Here is a 14,818-nt window from a genome sequence, read left to right as displayed (position 1 = left end):
ATTGATTTCGGGAACCAGTACCAGTGCTTGCCGTTCTTGGCGCAACAGTAGCGAAATCAGTTGCAGGTATACCTCTGTTTTGCCGCTGCCGGTAATCCCGTGTAACAGCCACGTGTTGAAGTCGCTTATCTTGGCGGCAATGTCATTGACGGCGTTTTGCTGATCTGCGGTAAGGACAGGGCCTGGCGAAGTTATTTCACTAAGGGAAGCCACGGTGGAGGGATGAGCGGCCAATGTTTCCTCGACCCAGCGTAGTGTTATGAATTCCCTCAATACGGCGGGTGCACGCCGCGAAAGCCGTTTTACCTCCTCAATGTGCATGACGCCTGATTCTTTCAGTCCTGTCAGCAAGCGACGTTTGACAATACTACGAGCGGGAATGGCTGATAGGCTGGTTGCGTGTCCTGCGGGCGTGAGGCAATATCGGGAGGCGGCGGCAGGATCCGCCACAACGGGTTTAATACTGCGTAGCCTGCCGGGGAGGCCGTTCATTACCACCTCGCCCAGCGGATGGTGATAGTAGGCACTGCAAAATCGAAACAAATCGAGCAATGACGCGGGCAGGGGGGAATATCCCGGAATATGTGAACGGCATGTCTGAGCTTGGGGGACGAAACCAGAGAGTGAGTGGATACTTCCATAATCATCCCTATCATCTGCTTTTTTCCAAATGGGACGCACACACGAAAGCCGATATCCCGTGCCGTTATGTCCTGCGCAAGATAATCGAATAACGTATTGACAGGAACGTCGAGCGCGACGCGAATGATAGGCATCTTGGGATGGAGACTGGAACTGGATTGATAGGAAATTCCGAATATTATCCTCTGAAAATCTACCGCTGATTTATCTTCCGTTGATTGGAACCGCAACAATATTAAGGACGCTGGTAGAGATCCTTTGCGAGAGCCGTCATCATATATGACAAATGACTTATCATCAGGATCGGAGGCCGGCGGTTTGCGTTACGCGTGCTATCCATACCATCCTTGCAAGTTCTGCAAACAACAGCGGAGCACCTATGTAAACAATGCAACGGACTAAACAATGCAACGGACGGATAAGTGGCATGCTCAATCAATCCCCGCGGTATTCAAGAATGTCGGATTTCTTTACATGTTTTGCCCGGGGGATCTGGAAATTATGTTCAACCCGCTGATTCTAAAGATACGGCTATATTGGCATGAGATATGCTTACAATTTAACCGATGCGCGGTCGTAATTGAAGCCGAATGGACATGTCAATTCATTTTGGAAAGAGGACAGGGAATCCGTTTTCTGCCATCTTTCTTAAAACAATGGACTCAACCGTAAAAAAGCAAGGGCCGGGTGGATAGACGGGTGGGGATTCAGCCGTTGCCTGTCCGACAAACTGCTTGACTTGGCGCATCTTCGGGGATAGTCTTTACGGGGTTGTGGGTATGTAATGGTTTAGTAATATGGCGGCGGCGCATTCTGTCTTCGTATATCTTCGTGTAAGGAAGGAGACGGGGAAGCGGCGGTGTCAGCGAAAGCATAGAGCAGCAGCGGGTACTTGATTAACGTAAGAGGAGATAAAAGAAATGGCAACAACACTGGGAACATCAGGCAGCCATGCGGGGTCGAGCGGACGCGACTACGACATGTCGCTGTGGTACGACTCAAGGTGGTACAAATTTGGGCTGATCACCATGCTGGGAGTAGCGATATTCTGGATCTGGTTTCAGCGGACGTTTGCCTACTCGCACGGCATGGACTCGATGGAGCCGGAATTCGAGAAGGTATGGATGGGACTGTGGCGGGTGCACATGATCGTCATGCCGATCTTTGCGCTGGTCACCTGGGGCTGGATCTGGAAGACACGCGACACCAACCTGGACAACCTGGACCCCAAACTGGAAGTCAAGCGTTACTTCTACTGGATGATGTGGCTGGGTGTGTACCTGTTTGGCGTGTACTGGGGCGGCAGCTTCTTCACCGAGCAAGACGCCTCCTGGCACCAGGTCATCATCCGCGACACCAGCTTCACCCCGAGCCATGTGGTAGTATTTTATGGTTCCTTCCCGATGTACATCGTCTGTGGCGTGGCCAGCTACCTGTATGCCATGACGCGTCTGCCGCTGTACGCCCGTGGGACCTCGTTCCCGCTGGTGATGGCCATTGCCGGCCCGCTCATGATCCTGCCGAACGTAGGCCTGAACGAATGGGGCCATGCCTTCTGGTTCATGGAAGAACTATTTAGCGCACCGCTGCACTGGGGCTTTGTGATACTGGGCTGGTCGGGCCTGTTTGCCGGCGGCATCGCGGCACAGATCATCACCCGCTACTCCAACCTGACCGACGTCATCTGGAACGGACAGAGCAAAGTCATCCTCAACAACCGGATCGTCCCGTAAGCGGCAGATCCTGACAGACCTGGCCGGGCGGCCGCCCGCTCCCGCAACACCGGAGAGCGGGGGGCAGCACCGGCCAAACACCTTCGAACCTGCGGCGAAGACCGGAAAAGGCACCCGGAAGACAGAAGGCGGATCACAAACAGCGTGCCACGGCACTCGAGTGGCACCAGGATTGAGCAGCAGCGGCACCCATTTTTCACGTTAAAGATCGTACATATTTGAGGGGAGGGCACGATGAGCAGAACAGACGAAATATTAAAGGCGGCCAAGATGCCGCCGGAAGCGGTAAAGATGTCGAGGATGATAGACGCAGTCTATTTCCCGATTTTATGCATACTGCTGGTAGGCACCTACCACATGCACTTCATGCTGCTGGCAGGCGACTGGGACTTCTGGCTTGACTGGAAAGACCGCCAATGGTGGCCGGTGGTCACCCCGATCGTGGGCATCACCTACTGCGCCACCATCATGTACTACCTGTGGGTCAACTACCGCCTGCCGTTTGGCGCGACACTGTGTATCGTGTGCCTGCTGACCGGCGAATGGCTGACCCGCTTCTGGGGCTTCTACTGGTGGTCGCACTACCCGATCAACTTCGTACTGCCCTCCACCATGATACCGGGCGCTTTGGTCATGGACACCGTCATGCTGCTCACCCGCAACTGGATGATCACGGCACTGGTCGGCGGCGGCGCGTTTGGACTCTTGTTCTACCCGGGCAACTGGCCGATATTCGGACCGACGCACCTGCCGCTGGTAGCCGAAGGCGTTCTCCTGTCCCTGGCTGACTACACCGGCTTCCTGTATGTCCGCACGGGCACCCCGGAATACGTACGGCTGATCGAACAAGGCTCACTACGCACCTTTGGTGGCCACACCACCGTGATTGCGGCCTTCTTCTCCGCGTTCGTCTCCATGCTCATGTTCTGCGTCTGGTGGTACTTTGGCAAACTCTACTGCACCGCGTTCTACTACGTCAAAGGTCCTCGCGGCCGGGTCACCATGAAAAACGACGTTACCGCCTATGGCGAAGAAGGGTTTCCGGAGGGGATCAAATAATGAACGCAAAAAACCTGTTCAAACTAGGGGTCGTTGGCCTCTACGGCATGGCCACACTGGCGCTGAGCACGCTTGACATCTCGCCGGCGGCAGCGCATGGCGAACGCTCGCAAGAACCGTTCCTGCGCATGCGTACCATCCAATGGTACGACATGAAATGGGGCCCTGACACCACCAAAGTCAACGACTTTGCCACCATGACCGGCAAATTCCACCTGGCCGAAGACTGGCCGCGTGCGGTGGGCAAACCGGGACGCGCGTTCTTCAACGTTGGCAGCCCCAGCCCGGTGTTCGTACGGCTCTCCACCAAGCTGAACGGCGAACCGACCTACATCTCGGGCCCGCTGGAAATTGGCCGCGACTACGCCTTTGAAGTCAAGCTGAAAGCCCGCATCCCGGGTCGCCATCACATGCACGCCATGGTCAACATCAAGGACGCAGGCCCGATTGCCGGCCCTGCCGCCTGGATGAACATCACCGGCAGCTGGGATGACTTCACCAACCCGGTCAAACTGCTGACGGGCGAGACCATCGACACCGAGACCTTCAACTACAACAACGGCGTCTTCTGGCACCTGCTGTGGCTGGGCCTGGGCATCTTCTGGATTGGCTACTACGTTGCGCGGCCCATGTTCTTACCGCGTAGCCGGGTACTGCTGGCCTATGGAGACGAACTGCTGCTGGACCCGATGGACAAAAAGGTTGCCTGGATCGTATTGATCGCCACCTTCGGCATCGTCTGGGGCGGCTACCGCTATACGGAAACCAAACACCCGTACACGGTGCCTATTCAAGCGGGCGAATCGAAAGTGCAACCGATGCCGGTGAAACCCAACCCCATCGCGATCAAAGTGACCCACGCCAACTATGACGTACCGGGCCGGGCGCTGCGCGTGACCATGAACATCACCAACAGTGGCGACACCGCTTATCGCATAGGCGAATTCACCACCGCGGGTGTACGTTTCATCAACAAGGTGGGCCTCAAGCACCTGGACCGCAACTACCCGAAAGAACTGGTAGCCACGGGCCTGTCGATGGACAACGACGCGCCGATCCAGCCTGGCGAGACGCGTGAAGTCAAGATGGAAGCCAAGGACGCGCTGTGGGAAGTGCAGCGGCTGATGGCGCTGCTGGGAGATCCGGAAAGCCGTTTTGGCGGATTGCTGATGACATGGAGCGATGCAGGTGATCGCAACATCAACAGCATCGCCGGCGCAGTGATACCGGTCTTCACCAAGCTCTAAGCAACCAAAGCATGACACCGGTCCGCCGCCGTCGCCAGACGGAAGGGTGGATCGGTGTTTTTTAATGTGCCAGTGAAATGAAACCACCCAACCTTCGCATCGGCGTGGTCGGGGACGAAAGAAAAAGTGAATCATCGTCATATCCAAACGGGAGGACCTGCTCGTGGTTAGGCAAGTGAGACAGGCGGGTACTGCGGCTCTCATCCTGGTGACGGCGCTTTACGCCGGCGCGGTGGCGGCGCATGGGAAAGTCTCATTGGAAGAGGACAACTGCGTGCGCCGGATCGGCGACAGCATGGTGCACTTAAGCGCCTACCAGCCCCAATTTGAACCGAGCGCGCAATACTGCACGGAAATACCCAAGAGCGGAGACACCTATCTGGTGGTGGACCTGGTGGACCTGGCGCTGCGCGACATGCCGATCGGCATGCGGGTAATCAAAGGCACCAGCGAGACCGACGATGAAACCGTGACCTACCTGCGCCCGAGCATCCACCCGGATGGCGTCATCAAGGGAGAAACCAGCCTGGACCAGGGACTGTACACGGTCATCATCATCGCGGAAGGGCAGCCCCCGCTACGCTACCAGTATCCCCTGCGGGTACAGATGATCAACTATGCACACATATTCCGCACCGCGGTGGGGCCCTTGATCGCCCTGCTAGTACTGACCCTGCTGGGGTACAAGCTCATGAAATCCAAGCGCATGCAGCGCTGGCGCGCTTCGCGCCGCTCCTAGGCGAAGAGGCGGACCCAGGCGGACGGCAAGAATACACGATTCAACATTCCTTTATAGGTGATTTTGATAATGTCCTTACAAACTCTGAAACCTGCCCTGATAGGGCTAATGCTCACGATGATCGGCCTGCCATTTTCCACCTCGGTACAGGCGCACGGCGGACTGTCCCTCGCGGACGACATCTGCAAACTCACGATCGGCCCGTTTACCATGCACTTTACCGGCTACCAGCCGGAAGCCACGCAAGAAAAAGAATTCTGCGAAGACATCCCGGCGACGGGACGCACCGTAGTCGCCCTCGACTATATCGAAGAAGCGCTGCGCCCCCTGCCCACGGAAGTGCGCATCATCCGCGATACCGGCGCGCAGGCGGGCGCCGAAGGCAACCTCGACGCCATCACCATCCTGCACATCCCGGCCAAGGTTTACCCCAATGGCTCGATCAACTTTGAATACGACTTCATGCAGCCTGGCAAGTTTGTCGGCCTGGTGACCGTACGCGACAAGGAAGAATATGTCTCGCGCTTCCCCTTCTCGGTGGGTGAGCCCAAAGGCACCTCGCCCTACCTGATCGTCGCCATCGCGGCCCTCATCGGTGCGGCGGCGGTGTTCTTTTTACGCGGCCGGCAAAAATCCACGCCTGCCTGAGTCCCGGCCGGGCCGGAGGTCAAGCCGAACCATACGCCGGCAATACAGTCAAATGAATACTGTCGCCCCCTTTGGGGGCGACAGACTGAATGAGGAGTCAGAATGGAATCATGGATGGTTTCCGCCCTCAAGCGGATCATGGCAGGCAGTGTGCTGCTGATGGCCATGGCGGCGAGCCTGCACAGCGCGCCCGCCCTGGCGCATGCGATGCTGGTCAAGGCGGAACCGCCGCGCCGGGCGGTACTCACCGTCACGCCGGGGCAAGTGCGGCTCTGGTTCAATGAAGAAGTCGAAAAGGACTACGCGGCGCTGACCGTACTCGACGCCGGCAAGACCCCCGTCACCGACGCCAAGCCCACGATTGCGCCCGACGACCCCCGAGCCATCGTCCTGCCCCTGCCGGAACTGGCTGCCGGCAAGTACACGGTCAAGTTCCGGGTATTATCGGTGGACGGCCACGTGGTTGACTCGTCCTACGACTTTACCGTAAAGAGCAAAGCGCAAGAGAAATGATCGAGGTCATCGCGACGCTCCTGCGCTGGTTACAGCTTGCGTCCAACATGATCCTGGTCGGCAGTTGCATCTTCCTCGCCATCGCCGGATCGTTCCACTCCCCCTGGGTGACCCGGCTGCAACGCGCCCTGCCGTGGCTGGGCCTGCTGCTGCTGCTGGGCCTGCTGGGCATCCTCGCCACCACCACGGCGCAGGCCACCGGCATAACCGAAAATGCCTGGCGGCCGGATGCCTGGTTCGCCCTCCTGCAGAATACCCGTATGGGCCACATCTGGGTGGGCCGCGCGCTCCTGGCCCTCCTGGTTGCCGCCATCGCCCTCTACATCCGCTACACCCCCGCAGCGCGCTGGCGCTACCTCCTGTGCGCGACGGTCGCCTCCCTCACGCTGGTAGTGGGCTCACTCGCGAGCCATGCCGCGGCCGAAGAACTCTCGGTGGTATCGATCCTGCCCTACGCCCTGCACATCATCCTGGCCAGCGTCTGGTTCGGCGCCCTGCCGGCTTTCCTCGTCGTCTGTTTCGCCTGCACCGCCCCGGCGGCCCATGCGGCGGCCGCCCCCTCCGGCCTCCAGAGCGACGCCATTGCCCGCATCCACGAACTGTTCCAATCGCGCGAAGAAGCGGTGCAAGCCGGCGCCCAGGCGCTCAAACGTTTCTCGGTCATGGCGCTGCCGGTCATGCTGGCCGTCATCGCCACCGGCATCATCATCACCGACCGCATGGTCGACACCACCTACGCCGCCATGGTCTCCACCCAGTACGGCTGGCTGCTCAACGCCAAGATCGGCCTGCTCATCGTGGTACTGCTGATTGCCGCGCGCGCGCGCGCCACCTGGCTGCCGCTGCTCTCCCAGATCTCGCCGCAGAATACGGACAAGGCCCTGGCGGCGGGGCAACGCCTGCGCAAATGGGTCAGCTTCGAATTCGTCCTGGCGCTGGGCATCGTGCTCTTGGCCACCATCGTGGCCAATACCGTCCCGGCCAAGCACGCCATCATCCAGAACTGGCCCTACACCTTCCGCTTCTCCCTGGCCGCCACCTGGGGAGAAGAGAGCGTCATGCTGCGCGCCTGGGCAGGCATTGCCCTGCTGCTGCTGGCCGGCGGAGCGCTCGCTTACGGGCGCGCCCGGCACTGGGACAAGAAGCGGCGCATCGGCCTGCCGGCGCTGGCCGCGGTGCTGGCCCTGGCGGTGGGACTGCCGCCGCTGGCCATCGATGCCTACCCGGAAACCTACCGCAAGACCCCGGTCCCGTTCGACACCATCTCCATTGCCAACGGCTCGACCCTGTTCGCCGAGAACTGCGTGGCCTGCCACGGCCTGCAGGGCAAGGGCAATGGCGTGCTGGCCAAGACCTTTGCCAAGCCGCCGGTGGACATGCTGACCGAACCGCACACCGCCAAGCATACCGCGGGCGACTTCTTCCACTGGCTGACCTTCGGCATTCCCGATACCGGCATGCCGGTATTCGCCGACAAACTCTCGGAAGAAGAGCGCTGGGACGTGGTCAACTTCCTGCACGCCATGTCGCGCGGCTACCAGGCGCGCCTGATGAGCCCGCGCGTCGTGCCCGACCAGCCCCAGCCCTCCCTGGGCCCGCCCAACTTCTCCTACACCGCGCACGACGGCTCCAGCGGCACCCTGAAAGACTTCCGTGGCCAGAAGAACGTGCTGCTGGTCATGTTCTCCTGGCCGGCCTCGCGCGAACGGATGGAGCAGCTGAGCGCGCTCAACGCCCAGCTCAATACCGCCAACACCGTGCTGCTGGCGGTGCCGGAGGATGATCCGGATTCGCAGGAAATCGCGCAAATGACCGCCCAGGTTCCCTTCCCAGTGATCACCCAGGGTGCGGCCGAGATCGTGCGCAGCTACACCCTGTTCCGGCGCACGCTGAACAAGCCCGACCTGCTGGGCGAGGGCAGCCTGCCCCCGCACCTGGAATTCCTGGTCGACCGCTTCGGCTACCTGCGTGCGCGCTGGATCCCCGAAGCCGACGGCCCCGGCTGGGACAATACCGGCATGCTGCTGCAGCAGCTCGCACAGCTCAATCGCGAAAAGGAAATCCTCCCCCCGCCCGGCGATCATGTGCATTGAGGCGCTCAATATATACCCGGATCTTAATCCGGAGTGCTATTGAAGCGCCTCTCTTGCGAGTGCATTGTGGATGAATTTCAGGATTTATTAGACGGCGAAGTCCCGCAGGCAGCTAGGCATTTACCCATTCAATAATCGGCTGCCATTGCAACAAGTCGCGCTCAGCCTGATAGGGTGGCAAATCAAAAATACCCTTGCCATTGAAGGCTGCATTGACATACACCATCGTGTCACGTAAATAAGTAAGAATCGGTAGATCATACTGTTCAAGAAATTGTTCCAGGGTAGCCGCGGCGCGAGTGCGGGGGTCCACCCGCATACCAATAATACCGATGAATGCTTTGTGCTTCCGCACGGATTTTTCTTCCATTAGCTGATCCAGAAAATCCCGCGTGGCGGCCATGTCGAATACCGAAGGCTGCACCGGCACCACAACTTTATCTGCAAGTTTCAATGCATGGGCAAGATTCTTGCCGTGCATACCCGCCGGGGAATCCAGCACAAGCCAATCGTAGTTTTCCGGAATATCCGGATGGATCTCATTGCGATCCGCATCCAGACTGGTAATCGTCGGCAATTCAGCGGGGCGCAATGCGAGCCAGTCCAGTGATGACTTCTGGCGATCCAGATCCCACATGACAATCCGCTGATTTTGTCCGGCCAGATAAGCGGCCAGGTTGGTTGACAACGTCGTTTTTCCGCACCCCCCCTTGGGGTTTGCCACCAGAATCGTTCGCATCGCTTGCTCCATAAGCTCGCTCTCCTTCGCTCTTTCCCGTCGCTCCCAAGCGCTACCGCCAGCCGCTATCGGAACGCTATGCAGGATTCGCATGGGTGGGATCATTCCCCACCATTATGAAGATGATAGTAATTCCATGCTTCCCATTTTCTCGCTGGGCTCGAGTAGCGTACCCAGTTCCTCCAGCGGAGGCAACTCCTCCAGAGCGCGCAGATTTAGATCATTGAGAAAACTCATGGTCGTCGCATATAAGACCGGTCTGCCGGGAACATCGCGATGTCCGATGGCACTGATCCAACCACGCGACTCAAGCGCTTTAAGTACCGGACCCGAGACTGCGACACCCCGGATTTCCTCAATATCGCCGCGCGTTACCGGTTGACGATAGGCAATAATGGCAAGCGTCTCAAGCACTGCACGTGAATAGCGCGGGGGTTTTTGAGGATTAAGCCGATCCAGGAATTCCTGCATCTCCGGCCTGGCTTGAAAACGCCAGCCGCCGGCAACTGTTACCAGCTCTATCCCTTTTCCCTCCCAGTCCTCACGCAATTCTTCAAGCAGCCTGCGTAGAATTTCCGCGCTCAGCTCATCGTCAAACAATTTCCTCAATTCCGATAGCGGCAGCGGTTCCTGGTTTGTAAGCAATGCCGTTTCCAGAATTCGCTTTATCTCGCCGGGGCTGAACGCGCCGGTGAAGCTAGACAGCGGCAAGGAAACTGATGGGTCTGACATAAATAATTCCAAAAGCCTGAGATTGTGCTACTTCCACCTGATTCTCCCTGACCAACTCCAGCAACGCAAGAAAAGTTACCACCACTTCCGCTACGCTAGCGGTTGCGCTGAATAATTCATTGAACTCGATAAACTGATGGCCCTGGAGATGGCGCAAGATGCGGCTCATATGTGCACGAACCGAAAGCTCATCCCGGGTGATACGATGCCGGCGGTTCGCCTGCGAGCGAGCCATTAGCGCAAGCCAGGCGTTACGCAGGTCATCCATGCTGATATCCGGCAGACGTTTAACCACGGTCTGATTGATCCATACCTGCGTCAGCGCAAAATCACGTTCAGCCTGCGGCAATTCGTTAAGCCGCTGTGCTGCGACTTTCATCTGCTCATATTCCAGCAAACGGCGCACCAGCTCAGCGCGTGGATCACCCTCTTCCTCAGCTCTATTGACAGGGCGTGGCAGTAACATGCGCGATTTGATTTCGATCAGCACCGCGGCCATCAGGAGATATTCCGCCGCCAACTCCAATTGATTGGCTCGCATCATTTCGACATAGGCCATGTATTGCCGCGTAAGTTCCGCCATGGGTATATCCAGCACGTCCAGATTATGTTTGCGAATAAGATAGAGCAGCAAATCAAGAGGCCCCTGGAAAGTGTCAAGAAACACTTCCAGCGCATCCGGCGGGATGTACAAATCCCGTGGTAACTCCCTGAGTGGTTCACCATGGATCTTCACCACCGGATTGCTGATGGGATGAAGAGAGTCATTCATCCCGGAAGCCATCTTCCGTCACCTCCAAAACCATTGCAGGCTCGATCGGCATTCGTTTGTCTTCAATTGGTAAATGAGCTGGTAAATGAGTTGGTAAGTGAATTGGCAAGTGAGTTGATAAATGACTGGCATGAGTAGGCAGGTGGGCGGGCGAACAAGCCCACGTTGAATTTCCAGGGATCACCCTAAAAATAATTTAAGCCCATCGCCTCCCTGACGTCACGCATCGTCTCTTGAGCCAGTTTGTCTGCTCTCTCACATCCGTCAGCGATGATATTACGTACCAGCGTGGGATCCTCTTCGTACATTCGGGCACGCTCGTGCATGGGTTTCTGTTCCGCCAGTATTGCGTCAATAACAGGTTGCTTGCATTCCAGACAGCCGATACCGGCGGTCGTGCAGCCCTGTTGTACCCATTCCCTGGTCTCCGCATTCGAGTAAACCAGGTGGAATTGCCATAGCGGACACTTGGCGGGATCACCCGGGTCACTGCGCCGGACGCGCGCCGGGTCGGTTGGCATCGTGCGGATCTTCTTTATGACGCTAGCCTCATCCTCCCGCAGATTAATGGTGTTATTGTAGGATTTGGACATTTTCTGGCCATCCAGCCCCGGCATCTTCGACGCCGGCGTAAGCATGACCTCAGGTTCGGAGAGTATCATCTTGCCGCCGCCCTCGAGGTAGCCGAATAATCGTTCCTGGTCGCCCATGCTCAAGTTCTGCTGTTCATCAAGCAGCGATTTCGCGGCGGCCAGCGCCCCATCGTCGCCCTGCTCCTGGTAACGATTTCGTAGTTCGCGGTAGACCTTGGATTTTTTAGAACCAAGTTTTTTTATCGCCAATTCGGCTTTTTCCTGGAAGCCGACTTCCTTGCCGAAAATATGGTTGAAGCGTCGCGTGATCTCGCGGGTAAATTCGATATGCGGGGCCTGATCCTCGCCTACGGGTACACGAGTAGCCCGGTAAATAAGGATATCCGCGCTCTGAAGCAGGGGGTAGCCCAGGAAGCCGTAGGTGCTCAGATCCTTTTCCGTCAATTTTTCCTGCTGATCCTTGTAGGTGGGAACGCGTTCCAGCCAGCCCAGCGGGGTAATCATGGAAAGCAGGACATGCAACTCGGCATGGGCCGGCACCCGCGATTGAATGAATAAAGTCGCCTGCGCCGGGTCCACACCGGCAGCAAGCCAATCTATCACCATGTCCCAGACATGTTGTTCGATGACCTCCGGGGTGTCGTAATGCGTGGTGAGAGCGTGCCAGTCGGCAACAAAAAACAGACATTCGAATTGGTGCTGCAGCTCCACCCAGTTTTTTAGCACTCCGTGGTAATGCCCTAAGTGGAGGCCGCCAGTGGGGCGCATCCCCGACAAAACGCGATCAGTGAACATGTTGCTTGCCCTTAGCTAATCCTTGATTAAACTTCCAGACCAAAAAACCATACCACCAATTGTATCGTGATACTAATAAAAGGTCCGATGATGGCGCCGAGTACGCCAGTGATCAACAACAATAGCAGGATCATAAAGCCATAAGGCTCAATTTTCGAAAAACCATATGCCATGTTGTGAGGCAGCAGGCTTACCGCAATGCGTCCGCCGTCCAGCGGTGGCAAAGGCAGGAGATTCAGCACCATGAGTATCACGTTGATTTTGATGCCTGCTTCACCCATCAGTATCATGGGCCTCGCCAGATCGCTTTCCGGCAAACTGATCCCCAGCTTGATTACGAACGCCCAAAGCAATGCCATGAAGAGATTCGCGCCCGGTCCGGCCAGCGCCACCCAAAGCATATCCTGTTTCGGATGGCGCAGCGCCGAAAAATTAACCGGCACCGGCTTTGCCCAGCCAAACAGGATGCCGCCCAGCAGCAGCGTTAACAATGGAAGCAGAATCGTACCCACCGGATCGATATGCCGGATTGGATTCAGGCTGACGCGTCCCTGCGCGTAGGCTGTGAGATCGCCGAAATGCTTGGCGACATAACCGTGTGCGGCCTCATGCAGGGTAATGGCAAAAATTACCGGCAGCGCATAAATGGCGATATTCTGGATAACACTATCCATGCACAATTCCGAATGGCGCGAGACTGCCCTTTCCTTGCCGTACAAGTTCCGGCTCGTCACCCGTCAGGTCGATCACGGTACTCATCTCCAGACCGCAGGCACCGCCATCCAGTACCAGTTCTACATGGTGTTCGAGGCGATCGCGGATTTCCTCCGCATCATTGAGAGGGAACTCATCTCCCGGCAGCATCAAGGTGGAACTCAGCAGCGGTTCATTCAACTCGGTCAGAAGTGCCTGCACGACCGGATGATCGGGTATTCTCAGGCCGATAGTGTTGCGCTTCGGATGTTGCAAGCGGCGTGGCACCTCGCGCGTGGCCTGAAATATGAAAGTATAGCTACCGGGCGTGCTTGCCTTGAGTAACCGGTATTGGCGATTATCGACTTTCGCGTAATGCGAAATCTCGGCCAGGTTCCGGCACATCAGCGTAAAGTGGTGGTGCTCATCCACTTGCCGTATGGCGCGAATGCGCGTCATGATCGTCTTGTCCCCCAGGTGGCCGCCCAGCGCATAACAGGAGTCGGTTGGATAGGCGAGCACGCCGCCGGCGCGTACGATGGCCGCGGCTTGTCTTATCAAGCGCGACTGCGGATTAGCCGGGTGAATGGAGAAGAATTGAGCCACGCGAGGAACAGTCTCTGATTGTAGTTTTGGTTTTTAGGGTACTTCTAAAATTTCAAGGTACAAGCCAGTTGACTCGTCACTCATTTACCGGATGAGGGGACACCATGCAAAACGCGGGTCGATCACTATTGGATATCCAGCAACCCGTACATCAAAATCGTCAAAATTTGACCTCGCCAGTTACTTTTCCACTCCGCTTCTCAAGTCAGCAGGCTTCCATGGAAATAATTCGTTTGCAACACCACAGTAAAGTGACGGCCTGATAGCCAGGAGGATTGGAGATCGTGGAGGTGGGACATACTCCCTACTACATCACCTGCTTCCAATCATGCCATACCGGCGTGCAATTGGCCGGCAATTCCGGCATTCGGCCCAAGTCAAAATAGCTCTCACCCGGGCCGTGGAAATCCGAGCCGCGTGAAGCCAGCAAACCCATGCGCTGGCTATGATTTGCGAACAGCAACGATTGCTCCAGCGTGTGACTGGCGGTGACGACCTCGATAGCCTGGCCGCCCAGGGCGCGAAACTCCAGCATCAACTCATCCAGTGCACCTCTGCCCAATTTATAACGTGCTGGATGAGCGATTACGGCTCTGCCACCGCTACCGCATATCCAGTTGACCGCGTCGCTTAACGGCGCCCACTGATGCGGCGCATAACCGGGTTTTCCTTTGACCAGATATTTCTTGAACACGGATCTTACATCCTTGGCGTAACCTTGCTGAACCAGAAAACGGGCAAAATGCGTACGGCCTATCAACCGTCCATTCCCGGCGTGAGCGAGAGCCCCTTCAAAACTGCCACGGATACCAAATTTATCAAGTTGCGCGGCAATATTGTGTGCGCGCATGGTGCGTCCGTCGCGAATGGACTTCAGCCCCCCGGCTAGCTGCGGATGCATGGGGTCTATACCGAGCCCGACAATATGCAAGGTCTGCCCACGCCAGTCAGCGGAAATTTCCACACCGTTGATAAACGTAATATTCTTCTCGGCGGCGACCTGGCGCGCCTCCTCCAGTCCGGCAACGTCGTCGTGATCGGTTAGCGCCAGCACATCCACTCCGCACGCGGCTGCACGTTCCACCAATAACGTGGGCGTCAGCAAGCCGTCGGAAACTGTCGAATGGCAGTGGAGGTCAATATTGGGCATGAAAGAAGCTGTTTCGCGCTAAGCAAGAGACGCATCATAGCAAATAAGCGGCACCATGAAAAAT

At 57.2% G+C, this 14,818-nt stretch carries 16 protein-coding genes; 7 read left to right on the top strand and 9 right to left on the bottom strand.

What is annotated here, in order from left to right; all coding sequences use genetic code 11:
• Window positions 1-492 (bottom strand): DEAD/DEAH box helicase family protein (locus BLR00_RS15715; RefSeq protein WP_256324180.1); only part of this gene is annotated, 492 nt, incomplete at its 3' end.
• Window positions 492-776, bottom strand: coding sequence for a primosomal protein N' family DNA-binding protein (locus tag BLR00_RS15710; protein WP_074634041.1), 285 nt, complete (start codon window positions 774-776; stop codon window positions 492-494). The genes BLR00_RS15710 and BLR00_RS15715, both read right to left, overlap by 1 nt.
• Before the next feature lie 786 nt (window positions 777-1,562).
• Here BLR00_RS15710 and BLR00_RS15700 point away from each other — a divergent pair.
• From BLR00_RS15700 to BLR00_RS15670, 7 genes are all read left to right on the top strand, one after another.
• The gene (locus BLR00_RS15700; RefSeq protein ID WP_074630672.1) at window positions 1,563-2,375 is read left to right on the top strand and encodes a methane monooxygenase/ammonia monooxygenase subunit C; all 813 of its coding nucleotides are present in this window, start codon (window positions 1,563-1,565) and stop codon (window positions 2,373-2,375) included.
• Window positions 2,376-2,609: 234 nt separating this feature from the next.
• Entirely contained in the window at window positions 2,610-3,434 is an 825-nt protein-coding gene (locus BLR00_RS15695; protein ID WP_074630673.1) for a methane monooxygenase/ammonia monooxygenase subunit A, read from the top strand.
• Window positions 3,434-4,681, top strand: a complete 1,248-nt coding sequence (locus BLR00_RS15690; RefSeq protein ID WP_074630674.1) for a methane monooxygenase/ammonia monooxygenase subunit B — start codon at window positions 3,434-3,436, stop codon at window positions 4,679-4,681. The genes BLR00_RS15695 and BLR00_RS15690 overlap by 1 nt, the downstream gene beginning before the upstream one ends.
• Before the next feature lie 163 nt (window positions 4,682-4,844).
• A complete protein-coding gene (locus BLR00_RS15685) occupies window positions 4,845-5,420 on the top strand; it encodes a hypothetical protein (RefSeq protein WP_074630675.1) in 576 nt (191 codons plus the stop codon).
• A 108-nt stretch (window positions 5,421-5,528) separates the two neighbouring features.
• The gene (locus tag BLR00_RS15680) at window positions 5,529-6,068 is read left to right on the top strand and encodes a hypothetical protein (protein WP_074630676.1); all 540 of its coding nucleotides are present in this window, start codon (window positions 5,529-5,531) and stop codon (window positions 6,066-6,068) included.
• Window positions 6,069-6,170: 102 nt separating this feature from the next.
• Entirely contained in the window at window positions 6,171-6,581 is a 411-nt protein-coding gene (locus BLR00_RS15675; RefSeq protein WP_074630677.1) for a copper resistance CopC family protein, read from the top strand.
• On the top strand, window positions 6,578-8,674 hold the full coding sequence (locus BLR00_RS15670; protein ID WP_074630678.1) for a CopD family protein: 2,097 nt from the start codon (window positions 6,578-6,580) through the stop codon (window positions 8,672-8,674). The genes BLR00_RS15675 and BLR00_RS15670 overlap by 4 nt, the downstream gene beginning before the upstream one ends.
• A 112-nt stretch (window positions 8,675-8,786) precedes the next feature.
• Here the strand turns inward: BLR00_RS15670 and BLR00_RS15665 are convergent, their stop codons facing one another.
• The 7 genes from BLR00_RS15665 to BLR00_RS15635 all read right to left on the bottom strand — a co-directional run bounded on the left by BLR00_RS15665 (window position 8,787) and on the right by BLR00_RS15635 (window position 14,754).
• On the bottom strand, window positions 8,787-9,506 hold the full coding sequence (locus BLR00_RS15665; protein ID WP_308811286.1) for an AAA family ATPase: 720 nt from the start codon (window positions 9,504-9,506) through the stop codon (window positions 8,787-8,789).
• A 21-nt stretch (window positions 9,507-9,527) separates the two neighbouring features.
• On the bottom strand, window positions 9,528-10,145 hold the full coding sequence (scpB, locus tag BLR00_RS15660; protein ID WP_074634039.1) for an SMC-Scp complex subunit ScpB: 618 nt from the start codon (window positions 10,143-10,145) through the stop codon (window positions 9,528-9,530).
• Window positions 10,111-10,917 (bottom strand): segregation and condensation protein A, encoded by an 807-nt coding sequence (locus tag BLR00_RS15655; protein ID WP_074634363.1) that lies wholly within the window; start codon window positions 10,915-10,917, stop codon window positions 10,111-10,113. Before BLR00_RS15655 ends, scpB begins: the two co-directional genes overlap by 35 nt.
• Window positions 10,918-11,102: 185 nt before the next feature.
• Window positions 11,103-12,305 (bottom strand): tryptophan--tRNA ligase, encoded by a 1,203-nt coding sequence (locus tag BLR00_RS15650; protein ID WP_074634038.1) that lies wholly within the window; start codon window positions 12,303-12,305, stop codon window positions 11,103-11,105.
• Between the two features lie 26 nt (window positions 12,306-12,331).
• Complete coding sequence (locus BLR00_RS15645; protein WP_074634037.1) at window positions 12,332-12,979, bottom strand: site-2 protease family protein; 648 nt, start codon at window positions 12,977-12,979, stop codon at window positions 12,332-12,334.
• Window positions 12,972-13,604 carry an L-threonylcarbamoyladenylate synthase gene (locus tag BLR00_RS15640; RefSeq protein ID WP_074634036.1) on the bottom strand — a complete coding sequence of 211 codons (633 nt, stop codon included), beginning with the start codon at window positions 13,602-13,604 and terminating at the stop codon, window positions 12,972-12,974. The genes BLR00_RS15645 and BLR00_RS15640 overlap by 8 nt, the downstream gene beginning before the upstream one ends.
• Before the next feature lie 307 nt (window positions 13,605-13,911).
• Window positions 13,912-14,754, bottom strand: a complete 843-nt coding sequence (locus tag BLR00_RS15635; protein WP_074634035.1) for a 3',5'-nucleoside bisphosphate phosphatase — start codon at window positions 14,752-14,754, stop codon at window positions 13,912-13,914.
• Window positions 14,755-14,818 lie beyond the last annotated feature (64 nt).

The organism is Nitrosospira multiformis, assembly GCF_900103165.1.
In the GTDB taxonomy this organism is placed as follows: Bacteria; Pseudomonadota; Gammaproteobacteria; order Burkholderiales; family Nitrosomonadaceae; genus Nitrosospira; species Nitrosospira multiformis_D.
This window is presented reverse-complemented; position numbering and strand designations above follow the sequence as displayed.

Excerpts from the sequence above, each read along its gene's own strand:
- BLR00_RS15710 (WP_074634041.1), bottom strand. The coding sequence starts at position 776 with ATGCCTATCATTCGCGTCGCGCTCGACGTTCCTGTCAATACGTTATTC.
- BLR00_RS15700 (WP_074630672.1), top strand. The coding sequence starts at position 1,563 with ATGGCAACAACACTGGGAACATCAGGCAGCCATGCGGGGTCGAGCGGA.
- BLR00_RS15695 (WP_074630673.1), top strand. The coding sequence starts at position 2,610 with ATGAGCAGAACAGACGAAATATTAAAGGCGGCCAAGATGCCGCCGGAA.
- BLR00_RS15690 (WP_074630674.1), top strand. The coding sequence starts at position 3,434 with ATGAACGCAAAAAACCTGTTCAAACTAGGGGTCGTTGGCCTCTACGGC.
- BLR00_RS15680 (WP_074630676.1), top strand. The coding sequence starts at position 5,529 with ATGCTCACGATGATCGGCCTGCCATTTTCCACCTCGGTACAGGCGCAC.
- BLR00_RS15675 (WP_074630677.1), top strand. The coding sequence starts at position 6,171 with ATGGAATCATGGATGGTTTCCGCCCTCAAGCGGATCATGGCAGGCAGT.
- BLR00_RS15670 (WP_074630678.1), top strand. The coding sequence starts at position 6,578 with ATGATCGAGGTCATCGCGACGCTCCTGCGCTGGTTACAGCTTGCGTCC.
- BLR00_RS15665 (WP_308811286.1), bottom strand. The coding sequence starts at position 9,506 with ATGCGAATCCTGCATAGCGTTCCGATAGCGGCTGGCGGTAGCGCTTGG.
- scpB (WP_074634039.1), bottom strand. The coding sequence starts at position 10,145 with ATGTCAGACCCATCAGTTTCCTTGCCGCTGTCTAGCTTCACCGGCGCG.
- BLR00_RS15655 (WP_074634363.1), bottom strand. The coding sequence starts at position 10,917 with ATGAATGACTCTCTTCATCCCATCAGCAATCCGGTGGTGAAGATCCAT.
- BLR00_RS15650 (WP_074634038.1), bottom strand. The coding sequence starts at position 12,305 with ATGTTCACTGATCGCGTTTTGTCGGGGATGCGCCCCACTGGCGGCCTC.
- BLR00_RS15645 (WP_074634037.1), bottom strand. The coding sequence starts at position 12,979 with ATGGATAGTGTTATCCAGAATATCGCCATTTATGCGCTGCCGGTAATT.
- BLR00_RS15635 (WP_074634035.1), bottom strand. The coding sequence starts at position 14,754 with ATGCCCAATATTGACCTCCACTGCCATTCGACAGTTTCCGACGGCTTG.